This window comes from Mesorhizobium sp. P3_A8 (assembly GCF_056402995.1).
Genome location: NZ_JBFUGI010000001.1, coordinates 798,741 through 822,054 on the forward strand (window position 1 = coordinate 798,741; position 23,314 = coordinate 822,054).

Annotated in this window: 27 protein-coding genes; 15 read left to right on the forward strand and 12 right to left on the reverse strand. The window is 64.3% G+C overall.

Annotated features, from left to right (window positions below):
• Window positions 1–88: 88 nt before the first annotated feature.
• Window positions 89–805, reverse strand: a complete 717-nt coding sequence (gene rph, locus AC1DX4_RS03750) for a ribonuclease PH (RefSeq protein WP_477219021.1) — start codon at window positions 803–805, stop codon at window positions 89–91.
• Window positions 806–996: 191 nt separating this feature from the next.
• Here rph and hrcA point away from each other — a divergent pair, with 191 nt between their 5' ends.
• The 6 genes from hrcA to AC1DX4_RS03780 all read left to right on the forward strand — a co-directional run bounded on the left by hrcA (window position 997) and on the right by AC1DX4_RS03780 (window position 6,684).
• On the forward strand, window positions 997–2,082 hold the full coding sequence (gene hrcA / locus AC1DX4_RS03755; protein WP_477219022.1) for a heat-inducible transcriptional repressor HrcA: 1,086 nt from the start codon (window positions 997–999) through the stop codon (window positions 2,080–2,082).
• A gap of 23 nt (window positions 2,083–2,105) precedes the next feature.
• Complete coding sequence (locus tag AC1DX4_RS03760) at window positions 2,106–2,303, forward strand: hypothetical protein (protein ID WP_027041026.1); 198 nt, start codon at window positions 2,106–2,108, stop codon at window positions 2,301–2,303.
• Window positions 2,304–2,399: 96 nt separating this feature from the next.
• Window positions 2,400–3,764: a PQQ-dependent sugar dehydrogenase gene (locus tag AC1DX4_RS03765; RefSeq protein ID WP_477219023.1), complete on the forward strand. Its 1,365-nt coding sequence runs from the start codon at window positions 2,400–2,402 to the stop codon at window positions 3,762–3,764.
• Window positions 3,765–4,053: 289 nt separating this feature from the next.
• Window positions 4,054–4,671, forward strand: a complete 618-nt coding sequence (locus tag AC1DX4_RS03770; protein ID WP_477219024.1) for a LysE family translocator — start codon at window positions 4,054–4,056, stop codon at window positions 4,669–4,671.
• Window positions 4,672–4,844: 173 nt separating this feature from the next.
• Window positions 4,845–5,825 (forward strand): cysteine synthase A, encoded by a 981-nt coding sequence (gene cysK / locus AC1DX4_RS03775; RefSeq protein WP_477219025.1) that lies wholly within the window; start codon window positions 4,845–4,847, stop codon window positions 5,823–5,825.
• A 232-nt stretch (window positions 5,826–6,057) separates the two neighbouring features.
• Window positions 6,058–6,684, forward strand: coding sequence for a glutathione S-transferase family protein (locus AC1DX4_RS03780; protein WP_477219026.1), 627 nt, complete (start codon window positions 6,058–6,060; stop codon window positions 6,682–6,684).
• A 3-nt stretch (window positions 6,685–6,687) separates the two neighbouring features.
• Here AC1DX4_RS03780 and AC1DX4_RS03785 read toward each other — a convergent pair whose 3' ends face one another.
• The 5 genes from AC1DX4_RS03785 to AC1DX4_RS03805 form a co-directional block, all read right to left on the reverse strand.
• Entirely contained in the window at window positions 6,688–7,932 is a 1,245-nt protein-coding gene (locus AC1DX4_RS03785; RefSeq protein ID WP_477219027.1) for an RNA polymerase sigma factor, read from the reverse strand.
• 7 nt (window positions 7,933–7,939) lie between these two features.
• On the reverse strand, window positions 7,940–8,308 hold the full coding sequence (locus AC1DX4_RS03790; protein ID WP_477219028.1) for a YciI family protein: 369 nt from the start codon (window positions 8,306–8,308) through the stop codon (window positions 7,940–7,942).
• Window positions 8,309–8,464: 156 nt separating this feature from the next.
• Entirely contained in the window at window positions 8,465–8,917 is a 453-nt protein-coding gene (locus AC1DX4_RS03795; protein WP_477219117.1) for a thiol-disulfide oxidoreductase DCC family protein, read from the reverse strand.
• Window positions 8,918–9,120: 203 nt separating this feature from the next.
• Window positions 9,121–9,261, reverse strand: coding sequence for a hypothetical protein (locus AC1DX4_RS03800; RefSeq protein WP_013892047.1), 141 nt, complete (start codon window positions 9,259–9,261; stop codon window positions 9,121–9,123).
• Window positions 9,262–9,450: 189 nt separating this feature from the next.
• Window positions 9,451–9,642: a hypothetical protein gene (locus AC1DX4_RS03805; RefSeq protein WP_477219029.1), complete on the reverse strand. Its 192-nt coding sequence runs from the start codon at window positions 9,640–9,642 to the stop codon at window positions 9,451–9,453.
• Between AC1DX4_RS03805 and ku the strand changes: the two genes are divergently transcribed.
• Both ku and ligD read left to right on the forward strand, forming a co-directional pair.
• Complete coding sequence (ku, locus tag AC1DX4_RS03810) at window positions 9,641–10,510, forward strand: non-homologous end joining protein Ku (protein ID WP_477219030.1); 870 nt, start codon at window positions 9,641–9,643, stop codon at window positions 10,508–10,510. The two genes, AC1DX4_RS03805 and ku, sit on opposite strands and share 2 nt — an antisense overlap.
• Before the next feature lie 12 nt (window positions 10,511–10,522).
• Complete coding sequence (gene ligD / locus AC1DX4_RS03815; protein ID WP_477219031.1) at window positions 10,523–13,015, forward strand: DNA ligase D; 2,493 nt, start codon at window positions 10,523–10,525, stop codon at window positions 13,013–13,015.
• 215 nt (window positions 13,016–13,230) lie between these two features.
• Here the strand turns inward: ligD and AC1DX4_RS03820 are convergent, their stop codons facing one another.
• Window positions 13,231–13,905, reverse strand: a complete 675-nt coding sequence (locus tag AC1DX4_RS03820; protein WP_477219032.1) for an ArsR/SmtB family transcription factor — start codon at window positions 13,903–13,905, stop codon at window positions 13,231–13,233.
• A gap of 68 nt (window positions 13,906–13,973) precedes the next feature.
• Between AC1DX4_RS03820 and AC1DX4_RS03825 the strand changes: the two genes are divergently transcribed.
• The 3 genes from AC1DX4_RS03825 to AC1DX4_RS03835 all read left to right on the forward strand — a co-directional run bounded on the left by AC1DX4_RS03825 (window position 13,974) and on the right by AC1DX4_RS03835 (window position 14,956).
• Complete coding sequence (locus tag AC1DX4_RS03825; protein WP_477219033.1) at window positions 13,974–14,189, forward strand: DUF1127 domain-containing protein; 216 nt, start codon at window positions 13,974–13,976, stop codon at window positions 14,187–14,189.
• A gap of 93 nt (window positions 14,190–14,282) precedes the next feature.
• Window positions 14,283–14,615 carry an NIPSNAP family protein gene (locus AC1DX4_RS03830; protein WP_095776169.1) on the forward strand — a complete coding sequence of 111 codons (333 nt, stop codon included), beginning with the start codon at window positions 14,283–14,285 and terminating at the stop codon, window positions 14,613–14,615.
• Window positions 14,612–14,956, forward strand: a complete 345-nt coding sequence (locus tag AC1DX4_RS03835; RefSeq protein WP_477219034.1) for an antibiotic biosynthesis monooxygenase family protein — start codon at window positions 14,612–14,614, stop codon at window positions 14,954–14,956. The genes AC1DX4_RS03830 and AC1DX4_RS03835 overlap by 4 nt, the downstream gene beginning before the upstream one ends.
• A gap of 252 nt (window positions 14,957–15,208) precedes the next feature.
• Here the strand turns inward: AC1DX4_RS03835 and mbfA are convergent, their stop codons facing one another.
• Window positions 15,209–16,192: an iron exporter MbfA gene (gene mbfA / locus AC1DX4_RS03840; RefSeq protein WP_477219035.1), complete on the reverse strand. Its 984-nt coding sequence runs from the start codon at window positions 16,190–16,192 to the stop codon at window positions 15,209–15,211.
• Between the two features lie 173 nt (window positions 16,193–16,365).
• Between mbfA and AC1DX4_RS03845 the strand changes: the two genes are divergently transcribed.
• Both AC1DX4_RS03845 and AC1DX4_RS03850 read left to right on the forward strand, forming a co-directional pair.
• Window positions 16,366–16,689: a hypothetical protein gene (locus AC1DX4_RS03845; RefSeq protein WP_477219036.1), complete on the forward strand. Its 324-nt coding sequence runs from the start codon at window positions 16,366–16,368 to the stop codon at window positions 16,687–16,689.
• Window positions 16,690–16,995: 306 nt separating this feature from the next.
• Window positions 16,996–17,979 (forward strand): threonine/serine dehydratase, encoded by a 984-nt coding sequence (locus AC1DX4_RS03850; protein WP_477219037.1) that lies wholly within the window; start codon window positions 16,996–16,998, stop codon window positions 17,977–17,979.
• 44 nt (window positions 17,980–18,023) lie between these two features.
• Here the strand turns inward: AC1DX4_RS03850 and AC1DX4_RS03855 are convergent, their stop codons facing one another.
• The 4 genes from AC1DX4_RS03855 to AC1DX4_RS03870 are packed head-to-tail and all read right to left on the reverse strand — an operon-like array spanning window position 18,024 to window position 21,761.
• Entirely contained in the window at window positions 18,024–19,160 is a 1,137-nt protein-coding gene (locus tag AC1DX4_RS03855; protein ID WP_477219038.1) for an ABC transporter permease, read from the reverse strand.
• Window positions 19,157–20,077, reverse strand: a complete 921-nt coding sequence (locus AC1DX4_RS03860; RefSeq protein WP_477219039.1) for an ABC transporter ATP-binding protein — start codon at window positions 20,075–20,077, stop codon at window positions 19,157–19,159. Before AC1DX4_RS03860 ends, AC1DX4_RS03855 begins: the two co-directional genes overlap by 4 nt.
• Entirely contained in the window at window positions 20,074–21,027 is a 954-nt protein-coding gene (locus AC1DX4_RS03865; protein ID WP_477219040.1) for an HlyD family secretion protein, read from the reverse strand. The genes AC1DX4_RS03860 and AC1DX4_RS03865 overlap by 4 nt, the downstream gene beginning before the upstream one ends.
• A complete protein-coding gene (locus AC1DX4_RS03870) occupies window positions 21,024–21,761 on the reverse strand; it encodes a CerR family C-terminal domain-containing protein (protein ID WP_477219041.1) in 738 nt (245 codons plus the stop codon). The genes AC1DX4_RS03865 and AC1DX4_RS03870 overlap by 4 nt, the downstream gene beginning before the upstream one ends.
• 90 nt (window positions 21,762–21,851) lie before the next feature.
• Between AC1DX4_RS03870 and AC1DX4_RS03875 the strand changes: the two genes are divergently transcribed.
• Together AC1DX4_RS03875 and AC1DX4_RS03880 are read left to right on the forward strand one after the other, a co-directional pair.
• Window positions 21,852–22,325 carry a CYTH domain-containing protein gene (locus AC1DX4_RS03875; RefSeq protein WP_477219042.1) on the forward strand — a complete coding sequence of 158 codons (474 nt, stop codon included), beginning with the start codon at window positions 21,852–21,854 and terminating at the stop codon, window positions 22,323–22,325.
• Window positions 22,322–23,263, forward strand: a complete 942-nt coding sequence (locus tag AC1DX4_RS03880; RefSeq protein WP_477219043.1) for a CHAD domain-containing protein — start codon at window positions 22,322–22,324, stop codon at window positions 23,261–23,263. The genes AC1DX4_RS03875 and AC1DX4_RS03880 overlap by 4 nt, the downstream gene beginning before the upstream one ends.
• The last annotated feature ends 51 nt before the right edge of the window (window positions 23,264–23,314 follow it).

A 23,314-nucleotide genomic window follows, 5' to 3' on the forward strand; every position in this document is an offset into this window, starting at 1 on the left:
GCGAAACCCGCGACCACAGCCGATCTCCCCCCTTGCGGGGGAGATGGCCGGCAGGCCAGAGGGGGGTGCCTTGGCTCGGCATCGAAAACTACGCCACCGCCATCTGCTGCAAACTCACCAGGCGTTGAATGCCCTTCTTGGCGAGGCCCATCAATTCCCCGAACTGATCCTCGGAAAACGGCTCGCCCTCGGCGGTGCCCTGGATCTCGACGATGCCGCCCTTGCCGGTCATGACGAAATTGGCGTCGGTGCCGGCCGAGGAATCCTCGAGATAGTCGAGGTCGATGACCGGCTGGCCGTCATGGATGCCGCAGGAAATCGCCGCGACGTGGTCCTTCAGCACCTTGGCAACGCTCGCCATCTGGCGTGCTTCCATCCAGCGCAGGCAGTCATACAGCGCCACCCAGCCGCCGGTGATCGAGGCGGTGCGGGTGCCGCCATCGGCCTGGATGACGTCGCAATCGACGGTGATCTGCTGTTCGCCCAGCGCCTGCAGATCGACCACGGCGCGCAGCGAGCGGCCGATGAGGCGCTGGATTTCCAGCGTGCGGCCGCCCTGCTTGCCGGCGGAGGCCTCGCGGCGCATGCGCTCGCCGGTAGAGCGCGGCAGCATGCCATATTCGGCGGTGACCCAGCCCTTGCCGGAATTGCGCATCCAGCCCGGGACCTTTTCCTCGAGGCTGGCGGTGCACAGGACATGGGTATCGCCGAACTTCACCAGGCACGAGCCTTCGGCATGCTTGGAGACGCCGCGCTCGAAGGAGATGGCGCGCATTTCGTCGAATTGGCGTTTGGAGGGGCGCATTCAGGCTTCTTTCTTGTCACTTTTTGGAATCTTGGCCGGCTTGTAGCCGCATGGGGCGCATGGCGCAAAGGAAAATGGCCTGACGACCCCGCCCCGATGATCTGACACAGACACCGGGTGATCTGACACAGACACCGGGTTGCGCGGCCCCGGCGTAGGTCTATATCTTGAGACCGGAGGTTTTTGGCCACATGACCAAAGCAGTCGCCGAACCCAGTCTGCTGTCGCCCGCTCTGCAATCGCTGGATATGCGCTCGCGCGACATCTTCCGGCGCATCGTCGATTCCTATCTCAGGGATGGCGAACCCGTGGGCTCGCGCAGCCTGTCGCGCATCCTGCCCTCCTCGCTGTCGCCGGCCACCATCCGCAACGTGATGAGCGACCTCGAGCATCTCGGGCTGATCTACGCGCCGCATATTTCGGCCGGACGGCTGCCGACGCAGGCCGGCCTGCGTTTCTTCGTCGACGCCTTCATGGAACTTGGCGACCTCTCCGACGAGGAGCGCCGCACCATTGAGGCGCAGGTGCGGGCCTCCGGCTCGGGCGCGACGCTGGAACACATGCTGACCGAGGCCAGCCAGATGCTGTCGGGCATGTCGCGCGGCGCCGGCCTGGTGCTGGCCGCCAAGAACGAGGTGGCGCTGAAGCATATCGAATTCATCCAGCTGGAGCCGACCAAGGCGCTTGCCGTGCTGGTGTCGCAGAATGGCGATGTCGAAAACCGCGTCGTCGAACTGCCCGCCGGCATCACCGTCTCGCAACTGCACGAGGCCTCGAATTTCCTCAACGCGCACATTCGCGGCCGTACGCTGGCCGAGGCGCGGGTCGAGATCGCCCGTATCAAGGAAGAGACCAGGGCCGCCCTCGACACGCTGTCGCAGGACCTTGTCGAGAAGGGGCTGGCTGTGTGGGCAGGCGCCGATAGCGGCCTGCCGGCGCGGCTCATCGTGCGCGGCCGCGCCAATCTGCTCGAAAACGTCACCGCCCAGGCCGATATCGAACTGCTGCGGCACCTGTTCGAGGACATGGAGACGCAGGACGGGCTGATCCAGTTGCTTGACCTTGCCGAGGAGGGATCGGGCGTGCGCATCTTCATCGGCTCGGAAAACAAGCTGTTCTCGCTGTCGGGTTCGTCGCTGGTGGTCGCGCCCTATCGCGACAAGGATGCCCGCGTCGTCGGCGCGCTCGGCGTCATCGGCCCGACCCGGCTCAACTATGCCCGCATCGTACCGATGGTCGATTATACGGCGCAGCTGATTTCCCGCATGCTCCGTTGAGCTGAGAACCGAGGAGAAAAAGAATGGCGCTCGAAGAATTCAAGGCCCGGATCAGCCTGCTGCTCGAGGAGATGGTCAACCAGCCGGAGGACCAGCACGAGATCCAGGAACAGCTGCGCGAAAAGCTGCAGGAAATGCGCGCCATGGGCCTGCCGCTGCCGGCCGATCTCGTCGCGCTGGAAAAACGCCTCGACGACGATTTTTTAGCTGCCGGGACATAGACCGGAAACCGGACTTTCGCTTCCAGCGCATCGTGTGAGGCGGAACCCGGGGACAAACCGGCCGTTGGTTTCCTTCGCGACCCGATGGAGGACAAAATGATCCGATTGGCCGGACTGGTGCTTCCCGCCCTCTTTCTCACAGCCACGGCATTCGCCCAGCAGGTGGACCATCCGGTGCTGAAGGGCGCGGCCGCCTTCGGCGACTGGCGCGCCGACAGACCGGGCGTGCGCCGCCTGATCAAGCCGGAAGACCTGCCCAAGCCCTATGTCACCAAGTCCGCCTCGAACGGCGCCGGCCTTGCCGACATGCCGGCAGGCGCGAAACCGCAATTGCCGCCGGGTTTCTCGGCCGAGCTGATCGCGTCCGGCATCGACAATCCGCGTGTCGTGCGCGTCGCACCCAATGGCGACCTGTTCGTCGCCGACAGCGAGGCCAACCAGGTCCGCGTCTACCGCCTGGCCAAGGACAGCGCCAAGCCCGCCGAAGACGGCATCTTTGCCGGCAATCTCAACCAGCCCTATGGCATTGCCTTCTATCCGCCAGGCGATGACCCGCAATGGGTCTATGTCGCCAACAGCGACAGCATCGTGCGCTTTGCCTACCGCAAGGGCGACCTGAAGGCGTCAGGCGAACCGGAAACCATCGTCGACAACATTCCCTCGAACCATCACTGGACGCGCGACATCGTTTTTTCGCCTGACGGCAAGACGCTCTATCTGTCGGTCGGCTCGGGTTCGAACGTCGCCGAGGATATGGGCAAGGCGCCGGATGGCGGCCTGGACGCGTGGGTCAAGGCGAAGCCGCTGGGCGCCACCTGGGGCTCCGAAGAAGGCCGCGCCGACGTGCAGGCCTTCGACCCGGACGGCAAGAATGGCCGCATCGTCGCCACCGGCCTGCGCAATTGTTCGGGCATGACCGTCCAGCCGGCGACCGGCGCGCTGTGGTGCGTCGTCAACGAGCGCGATGCGCTCGGCGACAATGTGCCCACCGAATACGCCACCTCGGTCAGGGACGGCGCCTTTTACGGCTGGCCCTGGTACTATATCGGCAACCACGAGGACCCGCGCTACAAGGGCGCGCGTCCCGATCTTGCCGGCAAGGCAACCATTCCCGACGTGCTGATGCAGGCGCATTCGGCGCCGCTCAACATCGCCTTCTACGACCGCAAGGACTTGCCCGCCGACAGCGGCTTTCCCAAGGAATACAGGGGTGACGCCTTTGTCGCCCTGCACGGTTCGTGGAATCGCGGCAACAGGACCGGCTACAAGGTCGTCCGCTTGCTGTTCAGGGATGGCAAGCCGACCGGCGAATACGAGGATTTCATGACCGGCTTCGTCGTCTCCAATGGCGAGGTGTGGGGCCGGCCGGTGGGCGTGGCGGTGGCGGCCGATGGCGCGCTGATCATGACCGAGGACGGCAACGGCACGATCTGGCGCGTGACCTATGGCGGGCGGTCCTGAGGAGGTTGCTTGGGCAGCGCAGGCCCCCWCACCCGGATTGCCGAAACCGAATTGCGAAGGGCAATTCGGGGCAATCCGACCTCTCCCCGGCGGGGAGAGGAGCCGTTCAGCGCCGGCGCCTTCCTCTTCTCCCCTCGCGGAGAAGGTGGATCGGCGCGCAGCGCCGAGACGGATGAGGGGGCCTTCTCCAAGTGTCCCAGATAGCTGGTGCAATGGATTCCGCCCCCTAGGGAATTCAACCGGTAGCCCGTCCCATGCGATAATACCCTCCGATCTGGAACCACCCGCCATGACCTTCACCGGCTTCCTCGCCTACAGTGCCGCCCTCGGCATCGCCGCCGCCATTCCCGGCCCCGGCGTCACCGCGCTGGTCGCGCGGGCGCTCGGCTCCGGCTTTCGCTCGTCGCTGGCCATGTCCTTTGGCCTGATGCTGGGTGACCTCACCTATTTGACCGCCGTGGTGCTCGGACTTGCTTTCGTCGCGCAGACCTTCGGCATGGTGTTCCTGGCCATCAAATGGCTGGGTGTCGCCTATCTCGCATTTCTCGGCTGGCGCTTCTGGACCGACGGCATCACGCCCGAAACCGTCGAAGCGAAAAAGGGCAAGGGCGGACTGGTTTCGAGCTTTATCGCCGGCCTCACCGTCACGCTCGGCAATCCGAAGACGATGATCTTCTATCTCGCCATCACGCCGACCATCGTCGACCTGAAGACGATCACGCTGGCCGACTACGGCATTCTCGTCGCGCTGACGGTCGTCGTCCTGTTCGTCGTGCTGGTGCCCTACCTGGCGCTGGCGGCCAAGGCGCGCTGGTTCCTGAAATCACCGCGTGCGCTGAAGGTGCTGAACCGAACCGCTGCCGGCTTCATGGTCGGCGCCGCGGCAGCGATCGCAGCCCGCCAGTAGCTTCTATTCGGCCAAAATATTCCAGATAACGGCATTCTCAGGAAACCCTTTTCCGGGGCAATGCGGTTTTAGACAAGAGGCCCACTCGGATATTTTCCACCGACGGTCTATCTTGCGGCCGAAGGCGCTATATCCTCGCCGGCCACTTGCCTGAAATCCTGGGAGCGAAACCAATGAACAAGCCCGTCACCTCCGCCCGCGTCCCCGGCCGCGGCCGCATCTACAATTCCATCACCGACACGATCGGCGACACGCCGCTGGTGCGGCTCGACAAATTCGCCAAGGAAAAAGGCATCGTCGCCAATCTCGTCGCCAAGCTCGAATTCTTCAACCCGATCGCCTCGGTCAAGGACCGCATCGGCGTGGCGATGATCGAGGCGCTGGAGGCGGCCGGCAAGATTTCGCCCGGCAAGACGACGCTGATCGAACCGACCTCGGGCAACACCGGCATCGCGCTTGCCTTCGCCGCCGCCGCCAAGGGCTACAAGCTGATCCTGACCATGCCGGAGACGATGTCGGTCGAGCGCAGAAAAATGCTGGCGCTGCTCGGCGCCGAACTGGTGCTGACCGAGGGTCCGAAAGGCATGAAGGGCGCCATCGCCAAGGCCGACGAGCTGGCCGCGACGATCCCCAACGCCATCATCCCGCAGCAGTTCGAAAATCCCGCCAATCCGGAAATCCACCGCACGACGACCGCCGAGGAAATCTGGAACGACACGCAGGGCGAGGTCGACATCTTCGTTGCCGGCATTGGCACCGGCGGTACCATCACCGGCGTCGGCCAGGTGCTGAAGAAGCGTAAGCCCTCGGTGCAAATCGTCGCCGTCGAACCCGAGGCCTCGCCGGTGCTGTCGGGCGGCCAGCCCGGCCCGCACAAGATCCAGGGCATCGGCGCCGGCTTCGCGCCAAAGATCCTCGACACCACGATCTATGACGAGATCGTCAAGGTTTCGAACGAGGATTCCGTTGCCAATGCGCGTCTCGTCGCCCGCCTCGAAGGCGTGCCGGTCGGCATTTCGTCGGGTGCTGCCCTGCAGGCGGCGATCGTCGTCGGCTCGCGGCCGGAGAACAAGGGCAAGACCCTGGTGGTGATCATCCCATCCTTTGCCGAGCGCTATCTGTCGACGATCCTGTTCGAAGGTTTGGGGGCGTAGAGCAGTTCACCGTTTCACGGAAACGGCGACCCGCTCTAACTCTTTGTTCTGACGCAATTCCGGACGGAAAACCGTTCACACTTTTCCTGGAATTGCTTTAGGCCACCGCCTTTTCTACGGATCGGCTGGCCCGCAGAAAATCCTTCTGTGGCGCCTGCCTCCGGCTTGAGCGGAACCCCGCTTCCGGTTCATATCGCCCCGGCCCGTTTTCCACGGGCCGGGGGAGGATTTCATGTACAAGCTTTATACCCGTCCCGGCAGCCGCGGGTTCGTCGTCGAGGCAGCGCTGGCATTGGCGAATGCGCCGTTCGAGCAGATCGACGTGCCGAAATCCGACCGGCCCGATCCGGCCTTCCTCGACATCAGCCCGCTGAACCAGGTGCCGGTGCTGACCTTGCCGGACGGCAGCTCGATGACCGAATCGGCGGCGATCTGCATCCTGCTCGCCGAACGCCATCCCGATGCCGGCCTAGCGCCGGCGATCGATGCGCCGGCCCGCGCCGAGTTCCTGCGCTGGATGGCGTTCATGTCGTCGGTGCTCTATCCGGCGGTGCTGCGGCTCTACTACGCCTATCGCTACACGGCCGACGCCGACGGCACGAAAGCCGTCAAGCAGGCGGCCGTCGCCGAAATGGACCGTGGTTTCACCGTTCTCGATGCCGCTCTGCAAGGCCGTGACTGGCTGGTCGGCGAGACCATGTCGCTGGCCGACATCTATCTGGTGATGCTCATTGCGTGGCATCCAGACATCGAAACCGCGCGGGCGGCGTGGCCGAATATCGAACGGCTATGGGCCAAGTTGCGCGGCCACCCGCTGATGAAGACGCTCAACATTTCGCACGAGATGTGGCCGGGCTGAAGGTCAGTTTCGCAGAGCGGCGCGTTTGCCTTGCAGGAACCGGCGCACCGCCGGATCGCGCTCGAGGCCGATCGCGCGATCATAGGCTTCGGTTGCCTGCGGCGCCTGACCAAGCCTGGCCAGGAGGCCGGCCCGCGCCGCCCAGTAGGGCTGATACTCATTGAGCCGCTTGTCATCGCCCAGCACGTAAAGCGCTGCCAGTCCTGCCATGGCGCCCTCCGTCTCGGCAAGCGCCACGGCGCGGTTGATCGCCACCACCGGCGATCCGACGATCGAAAACAGCGCGTCGTAGAGCGCGCGGATAGCCGGCCAGTCGGTGCGGCCGGTCAGCCGCCGCGCCGCATGCGCCGACTGGACGGCCGCCTCGAGCTGGTAGCGGCCGACGACGCCGCTCGCCGCGGCATGGGACAGCAGCGCCTCCGCCTCATCGATGAGAGCGCGGTCCCATAGATCGCAATCCTGTTGCGCCAACGGCACGAAGTCGCCTTCGGCACTGCGCCGGGCGCCGCGGCGCGCCTCGGCAAACAGCATCAGCGCGAGCAGGCCAAGCGCTTCCGGTTCTTCCGGCATCAGCGTCGCCACCAGGCGGCCTAGCCAGATGCCTTCGGTAGCGAGGTTGCGGCGCCGTGTCTCGGTGCCGGCAGGATCGGACCAGCCTTCGGCGAACGCGGCGTAGATCGCCTCCAGCACGGCATCAAGCCGTTCGCCGAGTTCGGCGCGCTCCGGCACACGGAACGGAATCCCGGTTTCGCGGATGCGGGTCTTGGCGCGCACCAGGCGCTGGCCCATCGTTGCCGGCGAGACCAGGAAGGCGGAAGCGATTGTCGCGGCATCGAAGCCAAGCACGGTCTGCAGGATCAGCGGAGCCCGCACGCCCGCTTCGATCGCCGGATGCGCGCAGGCAAACATCAGCCGCAGCCGCTCGTCGGGCAGGTCCTCCTCGGTCATACGCGCGTCCATCTCTTCGGCGATCAGCTGGAGATGATCGCGGGCCGCCTCTCGGGTGAGCCGCCGCCGCACCGCATCGACGCGGCGGCGCCGCGCCACCGCCAACAGCCAGGCTTCCGGTTTTTCCGGTACGCCTGACTTCGGCCAGCGTTCGAGCGCCGCGGCAAAGGCGTCGGCCAGCGCGTCCTCGGCGGCCGCCACGTCGCGCGTGCGCGCGGCGAGCCAGGCAACCAGCTTGCCATAGCTCTGCCGGGCGGCGGCCTCGGCGGCCGCCCGGGCGATCTCCGGGCGACTGTCCATTATGCCGTCATTTCTTGGGCATGTAGTCGGCCATTTCCCAGATCGGCCGCAACTCGACCGTGCCGGTGCTGGCCGCCGGGCAGCGTGCCGCCCATTCGATGGCGGTGTCGATATCGGCCGCCTCGATCATATAGAAGCCGGCAAGCTGCTCCTTGGTGTCGGCATAGGGGCCGTCAATCACGTTGGTTTTGCCGTCGGTGATCCGCACCGAGGTGGTCGCCTGGCTCGGGCGCAGCCGTTCGCCGGCGAGCCATGCGCCGGATTTCTTCAACGCTTCGGTGTAAGCGGCATAGGCCGCGCTCATCTGCTGGGCCTTCTCGATCGGCGTGTTCGCCAGTGCGGCTTCGTCGCCGTTGATCAAAATCATGTATCGCATGGGTCTTCTCCCGTGGTTTCGAAGGCCGCGTCCTTGCGGGGCCAGACGGATGTCGCGCGGCGGCGACCGATTTCGACAGGGCGCAAGAAAAATCTTTCGGCCTTGATCGGGCACGGCGCAAGCCTTCGCACCTCGAAACGGCGTCGCGGAGAGCCTTCAGCCAATCAAGCGCCCGCGCAGCTCGGTCGACGGGACGTCGCAACTGTCCTTCCTGCCGAACAGGGCATAGCGATTTTTGGCGATGCGATTGTACAGCCAGTCGCGCAGCGGGCGCGGCAGCAGCAACAACGCCTTGGCGACCCGCCATGGCCAGCCGAGTTCCGACATCACGGCAACAAAACTGTCGAGCTGTGTGAAGGCGACGCCATCGATCAGGGCGAGATTGGTTTCGTAAGAGTCCGTGCGCAGCCCATGCTTGTGAAACAGCGCCTCGCCGAAAGGCGATTGCGCGGTGGCGAAGCGGAAGCGGTTTTTGCGGTCGAGCCTGACCACCATGCGCACGAAGCCGGAGCAGAGCACGCAGACGCCGTCGAAGACGATCAGCGGATGGCTGGCATCGAAAGATGGTTCAGCGGGAGGACTGGACTCTGACTGATTTGATGGGGGCAGACTTGACTGGGACAGGTCGGTCACGCGGGCCTCGGCTGCTCGTGTCCTGGGACACTAGGCCAGCCGGAGGCGGGATCAAAGACGTGGCGATGTCGCACGACGCCTGTCGCTCAGAGCCGGGCGCTCGGAACGATAGGTGGTGGCACGGGTATTGGCACCCGGCCTGCAGATACGGCTGTTGTGGCGGCTCTCGAAGGTCATGATCAATGCGCGCCCAGCGACGTGCCGCGACGGGCGCAAGCCGGACCGGGGCCGCGCATGTAATAGCGCTCGGGCCGATAGGTCGGCGCGACGAATTCGCGGATGGCGGCGGCATAGCCGATGAGGTGCGTAAGGAAGTTCATTTACCCTGTCCCTGTCCCGATTTTCGGATGTCCCTTCCGATTGACGGACATCATAGCGTCGAGGCGTGAATAGTCGGTGAACACGATGTTAATATCTGGTCGAAAACCCGTCGCTTCGTGGCCGGAATGCGGCTGATTCGGGGTCTTTCAGTGCTCTTTGTCGCCATTCCGCCCAGTGTGACTTTTGCATCACATATGTTTCGTTTGAATGTCGCCTGCGCGCGGTTCTGTTTCAATTTTTGCCGTGCCCGTGAAATTTCCGTTCTGGGCGCCATAATGGCTCAGGCGCGCCGTGGCATGTCTGATGTCATGCGCCGGCGGAACTGGAGCGGGCCCCTGGCCGTTCTCATCTTCATCTGATTGCTGAAGGGAAATTGCCATGGCGCCGCGCCCAGCCTGGAAGGGTTATCTGAAGCTGTCGCTGGTCACCTGCGCGGTCGAGTTGACCAATGTCGTCACCCATACCGAAAAGGTCTCGTTCCGGGTGCTGAACCGCAAGACCGGCAACACGGTAAAGCGCATCTATGTCGATGCCGAGACCGGCAAGCCGCTCGGCGATGGCGACGAGATCAAAGGCTATGAACTCGCCGACGGCGATTTCGTCCATATCGATGAAGACGAGATCGCGGCGGTGCAGATCGAGTCGTCGCACACGATGGCGCTCGACGGCTTCGTCGACAAAGCCTCGATCCAGCAGATCTATCTCGACACGCCGTATTATGTCGCGCCGGCCGACAAGGTGTCGGAAGAGGCGTTTGCCGTCATCCGCGACGCTATGGCGGGCAAGAAGATGGCTGGGCTGGCCCGCATCGTGCTCTACAGCCGAGAACGCCCCGTGGTCATCGAGCCGCTTGGCAAGGGCATGGTGCTGACGACGCTGCGCTACGACAATACGGTGCGCCAGCCGGACAGCGTGTTCGGCGAGATCAAGGCGGTGAAGACCGATCAGGAGATGACCGACCTGGCCGAACTCATCATCGACAAGAAGAAGGCCACTTTCGATCCGTCGAAATTCGACGACAAATATGAGGACGCGCTGCTCGAACTGATCCGCGCCAAGAAGGCGGGGCACAAGGCGCCGAAGACCAAGGCCGCGCCCAAACCCTCCAACGTCGTCAACCTGTTCGACGCGCTGAAGAAGAGCCTGTCGTCGGATTCGGGCTCGCCAAACTCATCGTCCGCGAAAGCCAAACCGGCGGCCAAACGCGCCAAGGCGAAAGCCGCCGCGCCCAAGCGCAAATCGGCCTGAGGACACCAAGCCATGGCAAGCCTCAAGCCGTATCACGCCAAACGCGATTTCAAGAAGACATCGGAGCCGGCCGGCAAGGTTGTTCGCGGCGCGAAAGCCGGCGGCATCTTCGTCATCCAGAAACATGCCGCGACGAGACTGCACTACGATTTTCGCCTCGAGCACGACGGCGTGCTGTGGAGCTGGGCGGTGACGCGCGGCCCGAGCCTCGATCCGCACGAAAAGCGGCTCGCGGTGCATGTCGAGGACCACCCGATCGACTATGCCTCCTTCGAGGGCACGATCCCCAAGGGCGAATATGGCGGCGGCTCGGTCATCGTCTGGGACGAGGGCACATGGGTGCCCGAGATCGACCCGGCCAAGGCGATGAAGAAGGGCCATATCAGCTTCGAGCTCAAGGGCCACAAGCTGCATGGGCTGTGGCATCTGGTGCGGCTGAAGCCACGGGCGGGCGAGAAGCGCGACAACTGGCTGCTGATCAAGTCGGACGATGCCGCCGCAAGGCCCGGCGAGGACATCCTGAAGGAAGCGCCGGAATCGGTGAAGTCGGGCCTGACGATCGAAGAGGTCGGCGAGGGCAAGGCCGCCAAGGGTGAGAAGCCAAAAGTCTGGCATTCCAACAAGCCGGCCGCCGGCAAGGCGAAGGCCGGAAAGCGCCTCGACTTCATCGAACCGCAACTGGCGACGCTGGAGCGGGATGCACCCGGCGGCAAGGACTGGCTGCATGAGGTGAAATTCGACGGCTATCGCATGCAGGCGCAGATTGCCGGCACCGATGTGCGGTTGCTGACCCGCACCGGCCTCGACTGGACGGAGAAGTTCGGCAGCGAAATCACTGCGGAACTGGCAGCGCTGAAATGCAGCGACGCCATACTCGACGGCGAGGTCGTCGTGCTCGCCGACAGCGGCGTTTCTTCCTTCTCGCTGCTGCAGCAGGATTTGTCGGCGAAGCGGACAAATCGCTTCATCTACTACGTGTTCGACTTGATGCGGCTCGACAGCAAGGATTTACGCGCAGAGCCACTGGTCGAGCGCAAGCAGGCCTTGCAAGAGCTGCTCGGCAAGCAGTCGGACAATCCGGCGGTGCGTTTCTCCGACCACTTTTCCGAGCCCGGCAAGATCATGCTGGAGCATGCCTGCCGTATGGGCTTGGAAGGCGTCGTCTCCAAACGCGCCGATGCGCCCTATCGCAGCGGGCGTGGTCCGACCTGGGTGAAGTCGAAATGCACGGCGCGGCAGGAATTCGTCATTGGCGGCTACCTCCCGTCGGACAAGACCGGGCGCGGGCTGCGCTCGCTGCTCGTCGGCTATTATGAGGCTGGCAAACTGCACTATGCCGGCCGTGTCGGCACCGGTTTCTCGGCCAAGGGCGCGACTGAGCTCAAGAAAAAGCTCGATGCGCTGAAGGCGAAGGACTCGCCGTTCGACAAGGCCGTGCCCAAGGGCAAGGGGCTGGTCTGGGTCAAGCCGGAGCTTGTCGGCGAAGTGGAGTTTCGCAGCTGGACCTCGGACCGTATAATACGCCATGCCTCGTTCCAGGGGCTGCGCGAGGACAAGCCGGCGGAGGATGTGGTGCAGGAAAAGCCCAAGGCATCGACAGCCAAGACCAAGCCGGCGTCAAGCGGTACCGGCACATCCGCCGGGGTGATGACCACCACGGTCAAACTCTCCCACCCTGACAAGCTGCTGTGGCCCGAGGAAAAGATCTCCAAGCAGGGCCTGCTCGAACATTACGCGCAAGTTTGGCCACGCATGGAGCAATTCGTCGTCAACCGGCCACTCAGCCTGGTGCGGGCGCCGGACGGCGTCGGCGGCCCACGCTTCTTCCAGAAACACGCTTCGGCCGGCATGAGCGACAAGATCGCCCGGATGAAAGACCCCGGGGATGGCGAGGAGATCCTGTTCATAAGGGATTTCGATGGCGTGGCAGCGCTCGTCCAGTACGGCGTGGTCGAAATCCATATCTGGGGCTGCGCGATCGACAAGCTTGAACAGCCGGACCAGATTATCTTCGATCTCGACCCCGATGAAGGTGTCGACGTCAAAGCGGTGCGCGAGGCGGCGCTCGATATCAGGGGCAAGCTCGACGAGCTGTCGCTGCCGAACTTCGTCAAGACATCGGGCGGCAAGGGCTATCATGTGCTGGTGCCGCTGAAGCCATCGGCGGACTGGGAGGCGGTAAAGACCTTCTCCCACGATTTCGCCAAGGCGCTCGAACAAGGTGCCCCGGACCGCTACACGGCGACGCTGTCTAAGAAGGCGCGCACCGGCAAAATCTTCGTCGACTATCTGCGCAATGGCAGGGGATCGACAACGGTCGCGCCCTACTCCTCGCGGGCCAAGAAGGGCGCGACGGTATCAATGCCGGTGACCTGGGCCGAGATCGAGGCTGGGCTGGCGCCGAATGCGTTCCCGATCGGCAACAAGACGACGCTGGCGAAGTTGAAGGAAGCCGATCCGTGGGCGAGGTTTTTCGAGCAGGGGAAGGTGTTGAAGCGGGGGTAGTTTTCAGCGCCGAGGGACAGCACCCCCCTCTGGCCTGCCGGCCATCTCCCCCGCAAGGGGGGAGATCAGCTGTTTCGGCGAGCCGCTTCTCCCGCAACGTCGTAGATTGGCGAAAGCGGCTAAGAGCTTAATCTCCCCCCTTGCGGGGGAGATGCCCGGCAGGGCAGAGGGGGGTGCTGTCCCGCTGACCTCTCTCCACTGTCGACGGCGAAACCTCAGCTCAAAAACACCCTCTCGAACGCCTGCTTGCCCGGTGGCGAAAACACCACCGCGCGGCTGTCCTTTTCGCGGCGTGCCCACTTCTCCAACAGAATCTTGTCGAGGATGGCGGCGCCCAGCGTGCCGGCGAGGTGCGAGCGGCGCACGCTCCAGTCGAGGCAGGCACGGCAGACCGGCCGGCGCGGCTTGGTGTAGACATCGATGCCGATGGCGGCGAAATGCGATGCCGCGGACGGCCCGAGCCTGATCTCCTGGTCGTCGCGGACCAGGATGTTTTTATCGACAAGGCGATCGAGCATCGCCACGGCCTGCTCACCGGCGAGGTGGTCGTAGCAGACACGCGCCACGCGCATGGCGCCGTCGCGCGGACCTGGCCGCACGCGCTTGGGGCCAACCGCTTCCGCGACGCCGGTAATGGCCTCGATCATGCCGGCCACCTGCGGCCCGGCGAGGCCGTAGTAGCGATGGCGGCCCTGGCTGGCCAGGGTCAGCAGCCCGCCCTCCATCAGTTTCGACAGATGCGAGGAGGCAGTGGGCAGCGACACGCCGGCTTCCAGCGCCAGTTCACTCGCCGTCAGCGCCGTGCCGCCCATCAGTGCGTTCAGCATGTTGGCGCGCGCCGGATCGCCGACCAGGCTGGCGATGCGGGCGATGTCAGGTCCTTCACGCATAGTTCGTTCCTCATCGAAGCATTCTTGTCAGATAACCATTATTCTCCGATCTGATCAAGGAGACGATGATGACCGCAAGAACCACATTCACCTCCGCACCGTTCCCCGGCCGCCGATCGTTCCCGTTCATCGCCTGGGTCCGCTCACGGTTGCTGGCCCGCTGGTATGACCGCCATCTGCAACGCCGCGACCTCTCGGAGATCGACGACCACCTGCTGCGCGACCTTGGCCTGACGCCGGAAGATGTGCGCCGCGAATGCGCAAAGTCTTTCTGGCAGGCATGACCTGCAAGGGAATTGCCTAGCAGATCGGGCGGCACAACGTTTCGACGCCCCTCGAACTATCGACGTGAAACCACAGCCCTCAAGGAGACGACCATGACCATCACCTGCTTCATCCGCTACGAGATCGACCCGTTCGGCAAGGCTGCCTTCGAGGAGTATGCCCGCAACTGGGGCCAGGCCATCCCGCGCTGCGGCGCCGATCTGATCGGCTACTATGCCCCGCATGAGGGCTCGGCGACGACGGCCTACGCCGCCTACAACATCGAGAGCCTGGCGGCCTATGAAGCCTATCGCGCGCGGCTTGCCGCCGATCCCGCCGGCAAGGCAAACTATGAGTTCGCCAAGCGTGAGCGATTCATCCTCAAGGAGGACCGCATGTTCCTGAAACACGTCTCCGGACCACACGCGAAACTGGTGCTGCCGTGATCGCCGTCATCTTCGAGGTCGAACCGGCGGAGGGCAAACGCGATGCCTATCTCGCCATCGCCGCCAATCTGCGTCCCTTGCTCGACGGCATTGACGGCTTCATCTCGATCGAACGTTTTCAGAGCCTGGTCGACCCGAACCGCATCCTGTCGCTGTCGTTCTGGCGCGACGAGGAGGCGGTCAAGGCCTGGCGGAATACGGAAGAACACAGGCAAGCGCAGCAGGCCGGTCGTGGCGGTATCTTTGCCGGCTATCGACTGCGGATTGCGCATGTGGTGAGGGATTATGGGCTGGCGGAGAGGGATGAGGCGCCCAGCGATAGCCGGTCGGTGAATGGGTAGCTCCTCTTCCTTCCCTCCTTGTGGGGTGAGGAGCAGTTCGCGCAGCGAACGAAAAGCCAATTGCTTGGCTTTTCGAGCTTCGAACGCCCTGAGCCTGCGAAGGGCCGGGCGTGGTAGTCGATCCACCCTGCCGGGTACCCCGCTGCTTCGCAGCGTCCCGGCGTTCGCCGGCCTTTCATCGTGCCACTGGCACGATGAATTCGCTTACGCGAACCGGCTGCTCACCCCACAAGGGGAGAAGGCAAGAAGCGCTCACGCATTCCCGATCAGTACGCCGGCCGCGAATACCAGCGCGCCGCCCAGCACCACCTGAAAGGCGGCGCGCAGGAACGGGGTCTGCATGTAGCGGTTCTGGACGAAGGCGATCGCCCACAGTTCGAAGAACACCACCACGGCGGCAACGGCGGTCGCTGTCCAGAAGCTTGGGATGATATAGGGCAGTGCGTGACCGAGACCGCCGAGCGTCGTCATGATGCCGACGGTCAGGCCGCGCTTGATCGGTGAGCCGCGGCCCGACAATTTGCCGTCGTCGGAGGCGACTTCGGTGAAGCCCATCGAAATGCCAGCGCCGATCGAGGCGGCTAGACCGACCAGCAGCGTCTGCCAGGTATCGTGCGTGGCAAAGGCGGCGGCAAAGATCGGCGCCAGCGTCGACACCGAACCGTCCATCAGCCCGGCCAGGCCCGGCTGCACATAGGTGAGGATAAACTGGCGCTGCTCGGCGCTGGCTTCCTCGTCCTTGACCGCGCCCGGAACATGTTTCTGCTGCAGCTGATGCGCCGAGTTCTCGTGCCCCTGCTCGGCCGCCGCCAGGTCGTCGAGCAGTTTCCGGGTCGAGGCATCGGTGGTGCGCTTGGCCGCTTCGACATAGAAACGGTAGGCCTGTTGCTCCATCGCTTCGGCCTGGCGGCGCACGGAATCGATGCCGAGTGGCCTGACTAGCCAGTCGGGCTTGCGTTCATAATAACCCTTCACATGCTCGCGCCGAATCAATGGGATGCGCTCGCCGAACCGCTTGCGGAAGAGCTCGATCAGCGCGTCGCGATGGCCGTCCTCTTCCTCGGCCATCTCCTCGAACACTTTTGCCGATTGCGGAAAGCTCTCTGCCAGCCCGTCGGCATAGGCCCGGTAGATGCGACCGTCATCTTCCTCGGATGAAATGGCCAGCGCCAGGATCTCCTGTTCGGAGAGCGATTCGAAGGGGCGGCGGCCGAAGCCGAAAACGCGGGAAAGCATGAGGAAATCACCCTAGTTTAGAATAGTTCTAAACTAGGATCTAGCATGGCCCGGGTCAACCGCGCTGAGGTCGTGGGTCAAGAATTGTTGAAGCCAGCGCGCGAGGGGTACCCTTCATTATCAGCGAATGTTCACCTATATATGGGCCAACCCCGAGAGAAAGGAATCCGTAGATGACGGCAAAACAGCCCCCGCACGGCTATGACCCAAAACCCGTTCTCGACCTCATTGCCAGCATTGAGGCCGACCTGCAGCGCCTCAAGGGCCTGGTCGAGCAGCAGGTCGAGAAATTCGACCCCGCCAACCCGCACAACAAGGCGCCGGACGGCAAGCTGACCGAGGAAGGCGTAGAGTGCTGCTACCGCATGTTCGACGACGGCAAGTCGCGCTATTCCGTCGCCCAGCAGATGAAGATCTCGTTTGCCGCCGCCACGCACCGCTTCAACAATTGGCGCAAGCTTGGTGGGAGCAAGAGGCAGAGGACTTTGCTGGGGTGAATTTGCGATAGGCTGGCGGGACAGCACCCCCCTCTGGCCTGCCGGCCATCTCCCCCGCAAGGGGGGAGATCGGATGTCGCTTCGGCCTTCGCCAATCTCCAACGTCTCAAAGCTGGTGCAACGCATGAACTGCCAATCTCCCCCCTTGCGGGGGAGATGCCCGGCAGGGCAGAGGGGGGTGTGACGGCCGTGACGCTGGTGCCTCGCTCACGTCGCCAACTTTGTAACGGTCACATTTTTTCATTGGTGCGCAACGTGCCTTTGCGGGCATCATGAGAAGACACCCTCTCTTTTGCTGGACCTCGCATGACCGCCACCACCCCTCCCGGCATCGCCGACATCCATGCCGCCGCAGCCCGGCTTTCCGGCCTGATCGTCGAAACACCCCTGATCGAATCGGCTGAGCTGAACAAGCGCTTCGGCGGGCGTATCCTGTTCAAGCCTGAGACGCTGCAGCGCACCGGTTCGTTCAAGTTCCGCGGCGCCTACAACAAGCTGTCGTCGCTGAGCGAAGAGGAACGCAGCCGTGGTGTCGTCGCCTTTTCCTCAGGCAATCATGCGCAAGGCGTCGCTGCTTCGGCCGCCATGTTCGGCGTCAAGGCGGTTATCGCAATGCCTGCCGACGCGCCGGCGATGAAGATTGGCAATGTCCGCAAGATGGGCGCGGAGGTGGTGCCGTTCGACCGTTTTCGCGACGACAGGATGACCGTGGTTCGCCCCTATATCGAAAGGGGCATGGTGCTGGTGCCGCCCTTCGACGATCCGGCCATCATTGCCGGGCAAGGCACGATCGGCCTCGAGCTGATGCGACAGGCCAGGGCGTTCGGTGTCAGCCTCGATGCCGTCGTCATTCCCTGCGGTGGCGGCGGCCTGTCGAGCGGCATTTCGGTCGCGGTCAAGGATGCGTCGCCCGGCACCGATGTCTGGGCGGTCGAGCCCGAGCATTTTGACGACACGCGCCGCTCGCTCGCCGCCGGCGCCCGGGTTTCGAACGAACCGGGCTACAGCTCGATCTGCGACGCGATCCTGACCGCTGAGCCTGGCGCCATCACTTTCGAGATCAACCGCAAAAACCTCGCCGGCGCCATTGCCGTTTCCGACGGAGCGACCGCGCAGGCGATGCGCGACGCCATGGCCTATCTGAAGCTGGTGGTCGAACCCGGCGGCTGCGTCGCGTTTGCCGCGCTGTCTTCGGGCGAGATCGAACTGTCCGGCAAATGCGTTGCCGTGGTGCTGTCAGGCGGCAATGTCGATTTCGGCACCTATGCCGAGATCATGGCGGCCGCCTGATCGCAATTCCGGACGGAAACCGTTCCCACTTTCCTGGAACAGCCCTAGTCCAGCGTGCGCCTGAAGCGTAAAAGCGCTGTGCCCGCGAACACCAGCACGAACACGACCAGCCAGCCGATCTCGGCGGCGATGGCATGGAAGTCGGCGCCCTTCAGCATGACCGCGCGGGTGATGCGCAGGAAATGCGTCAGCGGGAAGATTTCGCCCAGCGCCTGGGCCCAGCCCGGCATGCCGCGATAAGGGAACATGAAGCCCGACAAGAGCAGCGACGGCAGGAAGAAAAAGAAGGTGAGCTGCATCGCCTGCATCTGCGAGCGGGCCATGGTCGAGATGGTATAGCCGAGCAGCACCAGCGACAGCACGAAGACAAGCACCGACGACAACAGCAGCGTCAGGCTGCCGACGAACGGGATATCGAACAAAAGCTTCGCCGCCACCAGCACCACCGCGACCTGCACCGCGCCGACGACAAGGAAGGGCAGCACCTTGCCCAGCATGATCTCGGCCGGGCTGGACGGCATGGCGAGCAGGTTTTCCATCGTGCCGCGCTCGGTTTCGCGGGTCAGCGCCATCGCGGTCATCATCACCATGGTCATCTGCAGGATGACGCCGAGCAGGCCGGGCACGATGTTGTACTGCGAAATGCCTTCGGGATTGTAGCGCTGGTGCACCACCACTTGCAGCTGCTGCCTGGCATTCTCGGCGGCAGCGGCCTGCATGCCCTGGGCGCGCAGCAGCGCCTGGCTCGCCACCTTGCTCAGCGTGGAAATGGCGCCGCTCGCCGCCGACGGATCGGTCGCGTCCGCCTCGATCAGGATCTGCGGATTGTCGCCGCGCTCGACACGGCTGGCGAAGTCGGCCGGGATGGTGACGACGAAGGAAACGTCGCCCCGCGCCATCAGGAATTCCGCCTCTTCGGCGCTCGCGGTCACATGGTCGAAACGATAGTAACCCGTCACCTGCAGCGCGGAGACCATGGCGCGCGTATACTGGTCGTTGCTCATCGCCACCAGCGCCGTCGGCAAACCCTTCGGATCGCTGTTGATGGCAAAGCCGAACAGAACCAGCTGCAGCAGCGGCACGCCGAGCATCATGGCGAAGGTGATGCGGTCGCGCCGCATCTGGATGAATTCCTTGATCAGCAGCGCGCCGAGCCTGGCGAAGGAGAAGATGCTGTTCATGCCATATTGTCCTTCGACCCCGACATGAACTGGATGAAGACGTCCTCCAGGCTGGTTTCGCCCGGTGCCACCGTCACGCCCTTGTGCTCCTTTTCGACATCGGCAAGCGCTGCTTCGAGCTTCTTCCTGTCGGAACCGACGACATGCAGCGTGGCACCAAACGGCGCCACCTGGTCAACGCCGGGGCGGCCCTGCAGTTCTTCGGCCACCTTGGCGAGCTGCGGACCCTGCACCACGAAGGTGGTCAGGCCGGCGTTTTTCACCACCTCGGCGACGGTGCCGGTGGCCAGCATCTTGCCGTAGGAGATGTAGCTGATGCGGTGGCAGCGCTCGGCTTCGTCCATGTAGTGGGTGGAGACCAGCACGGTCAGCCCGCCGCTGGCGAGGCGATGGATCTCGTCCCAGAACTCGCGTCGCGCCTTCGGGTCGACGCCGGCCGTCGGCTCGTCGAGCAGCAGCAGCTTCGGCTTGTGCATGATGCAGGCGGCCAGCGCCAGCCGCTGCTTCCAGCCACCGGACAGCGTGCCGGCCAACTGGTTGCGGCGCGAGGTCAGGCCGAGCTCTTCCAGCGTCCTCGCAACGTACTCGCCGACCGGCCTCAACTGGTAGAGCCGCGCCACGAATTCGAGGTTCTCGCCGATGGTCAGATCCTCGTAGAACGAGAATTTCTGCGTCATGTAGCCGACTTCGCGCTTGATGCTGAGCGAGTCGGTGCGGATGTTGAAGCCCAACACCGTGCCTTCGCCCTCATCCGGCGTCAGCAAGCCGCACATGATGCGGATGGTTGTCGTCTTGCCTGAACCGTTGGGGCCGAGGAAGCCGACGATCTCGCCTTCGGCGACCGACATCGTCACATGGTCGACGACGGTCTTGTCGCCGAAGCGCTTGACCAGGCCATGAACGTCGATGGCGTTCATTTTGTCGTTTCCGCAAGATCGACGTCGACGATCTGGCCGGGCTGCAGCAGGCCGGCATCGCCTTCCGGCCGCGCCTCGACGAGATAGACCAGCTTCTGGCGGTTCTCCAAGGAATAGATTACCGGCGGGGTGAATTCGGGATCGGGCGAGACATAGCTGACGCGCGCCTTCACGTCCGAACCGCAGCCGTCGCAATGAACGCTGAGCAGGCTGCCTATCTTGACCGAGGAGAAGGCGGCCTCCGGTATGTAGACGCTGAGCTTCACCGCGCCGTCAGGCAGCATCGAGATGACCGGCGCGGTCGGGCCGGCGGTGTCGCCGGGATTGCGGATGACGTCGTTGACGCGGCCGGGCGAGGGTGCCTCCAGCACCCGTTTCGACAGCCGCCATTGCGCTTGCTCGAGCGTCGACTGCGCCTGCTTGACCTGGTTGTCGGCGGCCTTGATCGTCTCGGGCCGCGCCGGCAGGCCGCCGACGGCGAGATTGGCCTCGGCCTGGCCGACCTGGGCATTGGCGGTCTCCAGCGTCGCCGAGGCGGTGTCGTAGTCGGCTTGCGTGCCGGCGCCACGCTTGAACAGATCGGCGGCGCGGTCGTATTTGCGCTTGGCGTCGGCCGCCTGGGCTCTCGCCATGTCGACCTCGGCCTTGAGCACGGCGATCTCTTCCGGCCGCTTGCCGACCTGCAGGTCGGCAAGCTGCGCCTGCGCCTGCGCAAGGCCGGCTTCGGCTTGTGCCACCGCGATCCTGGCGTCGGCGCTTTCCAGCGTCACCACGGGCGTGCCCGGCGTGACGCGATCGCCGCGCTTCACGGTAACCGTATCGACCTGTGCCACCTCGATGGGCGCCAGCAGCACATAGTCGCCTTCGACATAACCGACGGCGAGCGGAGCGGCGGGCGCACAGGCACCGAAGAGCTGAGCGGCAAGCGGTAAGGAGCAGAGGAAACTCATTGTCTTGGTCCTCTTGGGGGTTTTGATCCCAGTGGGGGTTTTGATCCCGTTCGGGCGGCCAGTATGGCGCTGAGATTGTCAGATACGGCGGACACCACCTTGGCCGCCTCGGCAGCGCCGATGTCGTGCCAGCCCATGCGGCGCATCACCGCCTCGCGGCCGATGCGGAAATAGATGACCTGGCCGATCAGCGTGAACACGGTGAGCCGGGTGCGCTCGCTTTCGGCCGGCTCGCCGGTCGCCTGCTCCCAGAGCTGGCACAGCCGGCGATGCGTCGGCTCGAACACGCCGTTGTAGATGCGGTCGAGCGCCGCCGTCGGATGCGAGAGTTCGCGCAGCACGAATTGCACGATCTCACCGGCCTGCGGCTGCGCCAGGATGAAGCTGCCCATCCGCTCCAACGCCGCGAACAGCTGCGCGCGCGCCGCCTCCGGATCGGGCGCGGACTGACCGCTGCCTGGCACCTGGCCGGCGCCCAGTGCCTGGCCAGCGACCGCCTGGATGGTCTCGACGATAAAATCGGCGGCAGCGGCGCGAAGGCCTTCCTTGCCGCCGAAATGATAGGCGATCGAACCGATATTGGCTTGCGCCTCGGCCGCGATCTCGCGGGTCGAGGTGCCGTCGAAACCCTGCCGCCCGAACAGTTTCAGCGCGGCGCGGACGAGTGCGGCGCGGGTGAGATCCGCGGGCGACGTCTCGCGGCGGGGATTTTTGGGGTCAGGCAATTTGATCATGATTGAACTTTAATCAATCGATTGATTAAAGTCAACTTGTGTTCGCTTCTGTCTTGCCATCGCCCACGGCAAACGCTTTAGTGCCCGGCCATGGGCAAGGAAGTCGAGCGCAAGTTCCTGGTCTCCAGCACCGCGTGGCGGAGCCTGGTCGAGGTGGATATCCGCATTCTCCAGTTCTATCTCGCCACCGCACCTGGGCGAACCGTCCGCATCCGCATCAGTGACGGCGCTTCCGCCAAGCTTACGCTCAAATTCGGCAGCGGCGCGCGTGAGCGTGACGAGTTCGAATATCCGATCCCACTTGGCGAGGCGGTAGAGATGCTGGATTTCGCCATCGGACGTGTCATCGAGAAGACACGTCACCATGTTAGGCATCGCGGCTATCTCTATGAAGTCGATGTCTTTGGCGGTGCACTCGCGGGACTTGTGGTGGCCGAACTCGAGACTCCGGAAGATGTGCCGGACGAAATGCTGCCTGACTGGCTCGGCCGTGAAGTGACCGGCCAGCAGAAATTCTACAACGCGTCGCTCGCCCTCGGGGGGATACCGGAGATCGCCGCATGAGCTTTCGCATCGACCCGCGCCTGCCGCTGACCGGCGAGGTCAGGCGCATCCTTGCCGAGGAAATCGGCAAGGCACTCCAGCATCTGGATGCGGCGCGCAGCCGGCCGGAACAGGGGCTGCACAAATGCCGCAAGCGGCTGAAGAGCGCGCGTGCCTTGCTGCGCTTGGTTCATTCCGGAGACGAAACATTCTGCACGACGGAGAACCAATGCTATCGCAACGTGGCGGCGCTGCTTGCCGGCCCGCGCGAGGCGACGGCGCTGATCGAGACCGTCGACCGGCTGGCGGCAGCTTTTCCCAGGGACAGCGCCGATGGCGGGCTCGATGCCGTGCGCGACAGGCTGATCGCCCGTCAGCACGATATGCATGAAGGCGCCGGCCTCGAAGCGGCGATCGGCGCGGCGACAGCCGCCTGCGAAGACGGCATGAAGCGGATCGAAAGCCTGGCCTTGCCCGACCAGCCGGAACAGGCGGCCGACGTGCTTGCCGAAGGCGCCCGCGTCACTCTGCGCCGTGCCAGGAAGGCACTCGACAGGGCCGGCGCGCGCGGCGAGGCCAATGATTTCCACGATTTGCGCAAGGCGGCCAAGACGCATGGCATGCACCTGTCGCTGCTGGGCAGGCTGTGGCCGACGCCGATCAAGGCGCGGCGCAAGGCCGTCGATGAGCTGGGCGAACGGCTCGGCGACCTGCATGATTTGTTCGTCCTGCGCGCGCTGCTCGAGGCGGACGGCGAACCGCTTGGGCCGCACGAGGACACAAAGCTTCTCGGCAAGCTCCTGAAGCGCTCGGAAAAGAGCCTGCGGAAATCCTGCCTTGCCGAGGCCGCCGAGCTGTTCGGCGACAGCCCCAAGCACGCGACGAAGAAGCTCGCCCGCAAGGCGCGCGATGATCTTGCCGGCGCGTCTGCGGAGGATTTGGCCACCGCGGCCAACTGATGTCTCAGCTTCTCCCGCGACGGGAGAAGGAAAGGCGGCGACCGTCGCGCT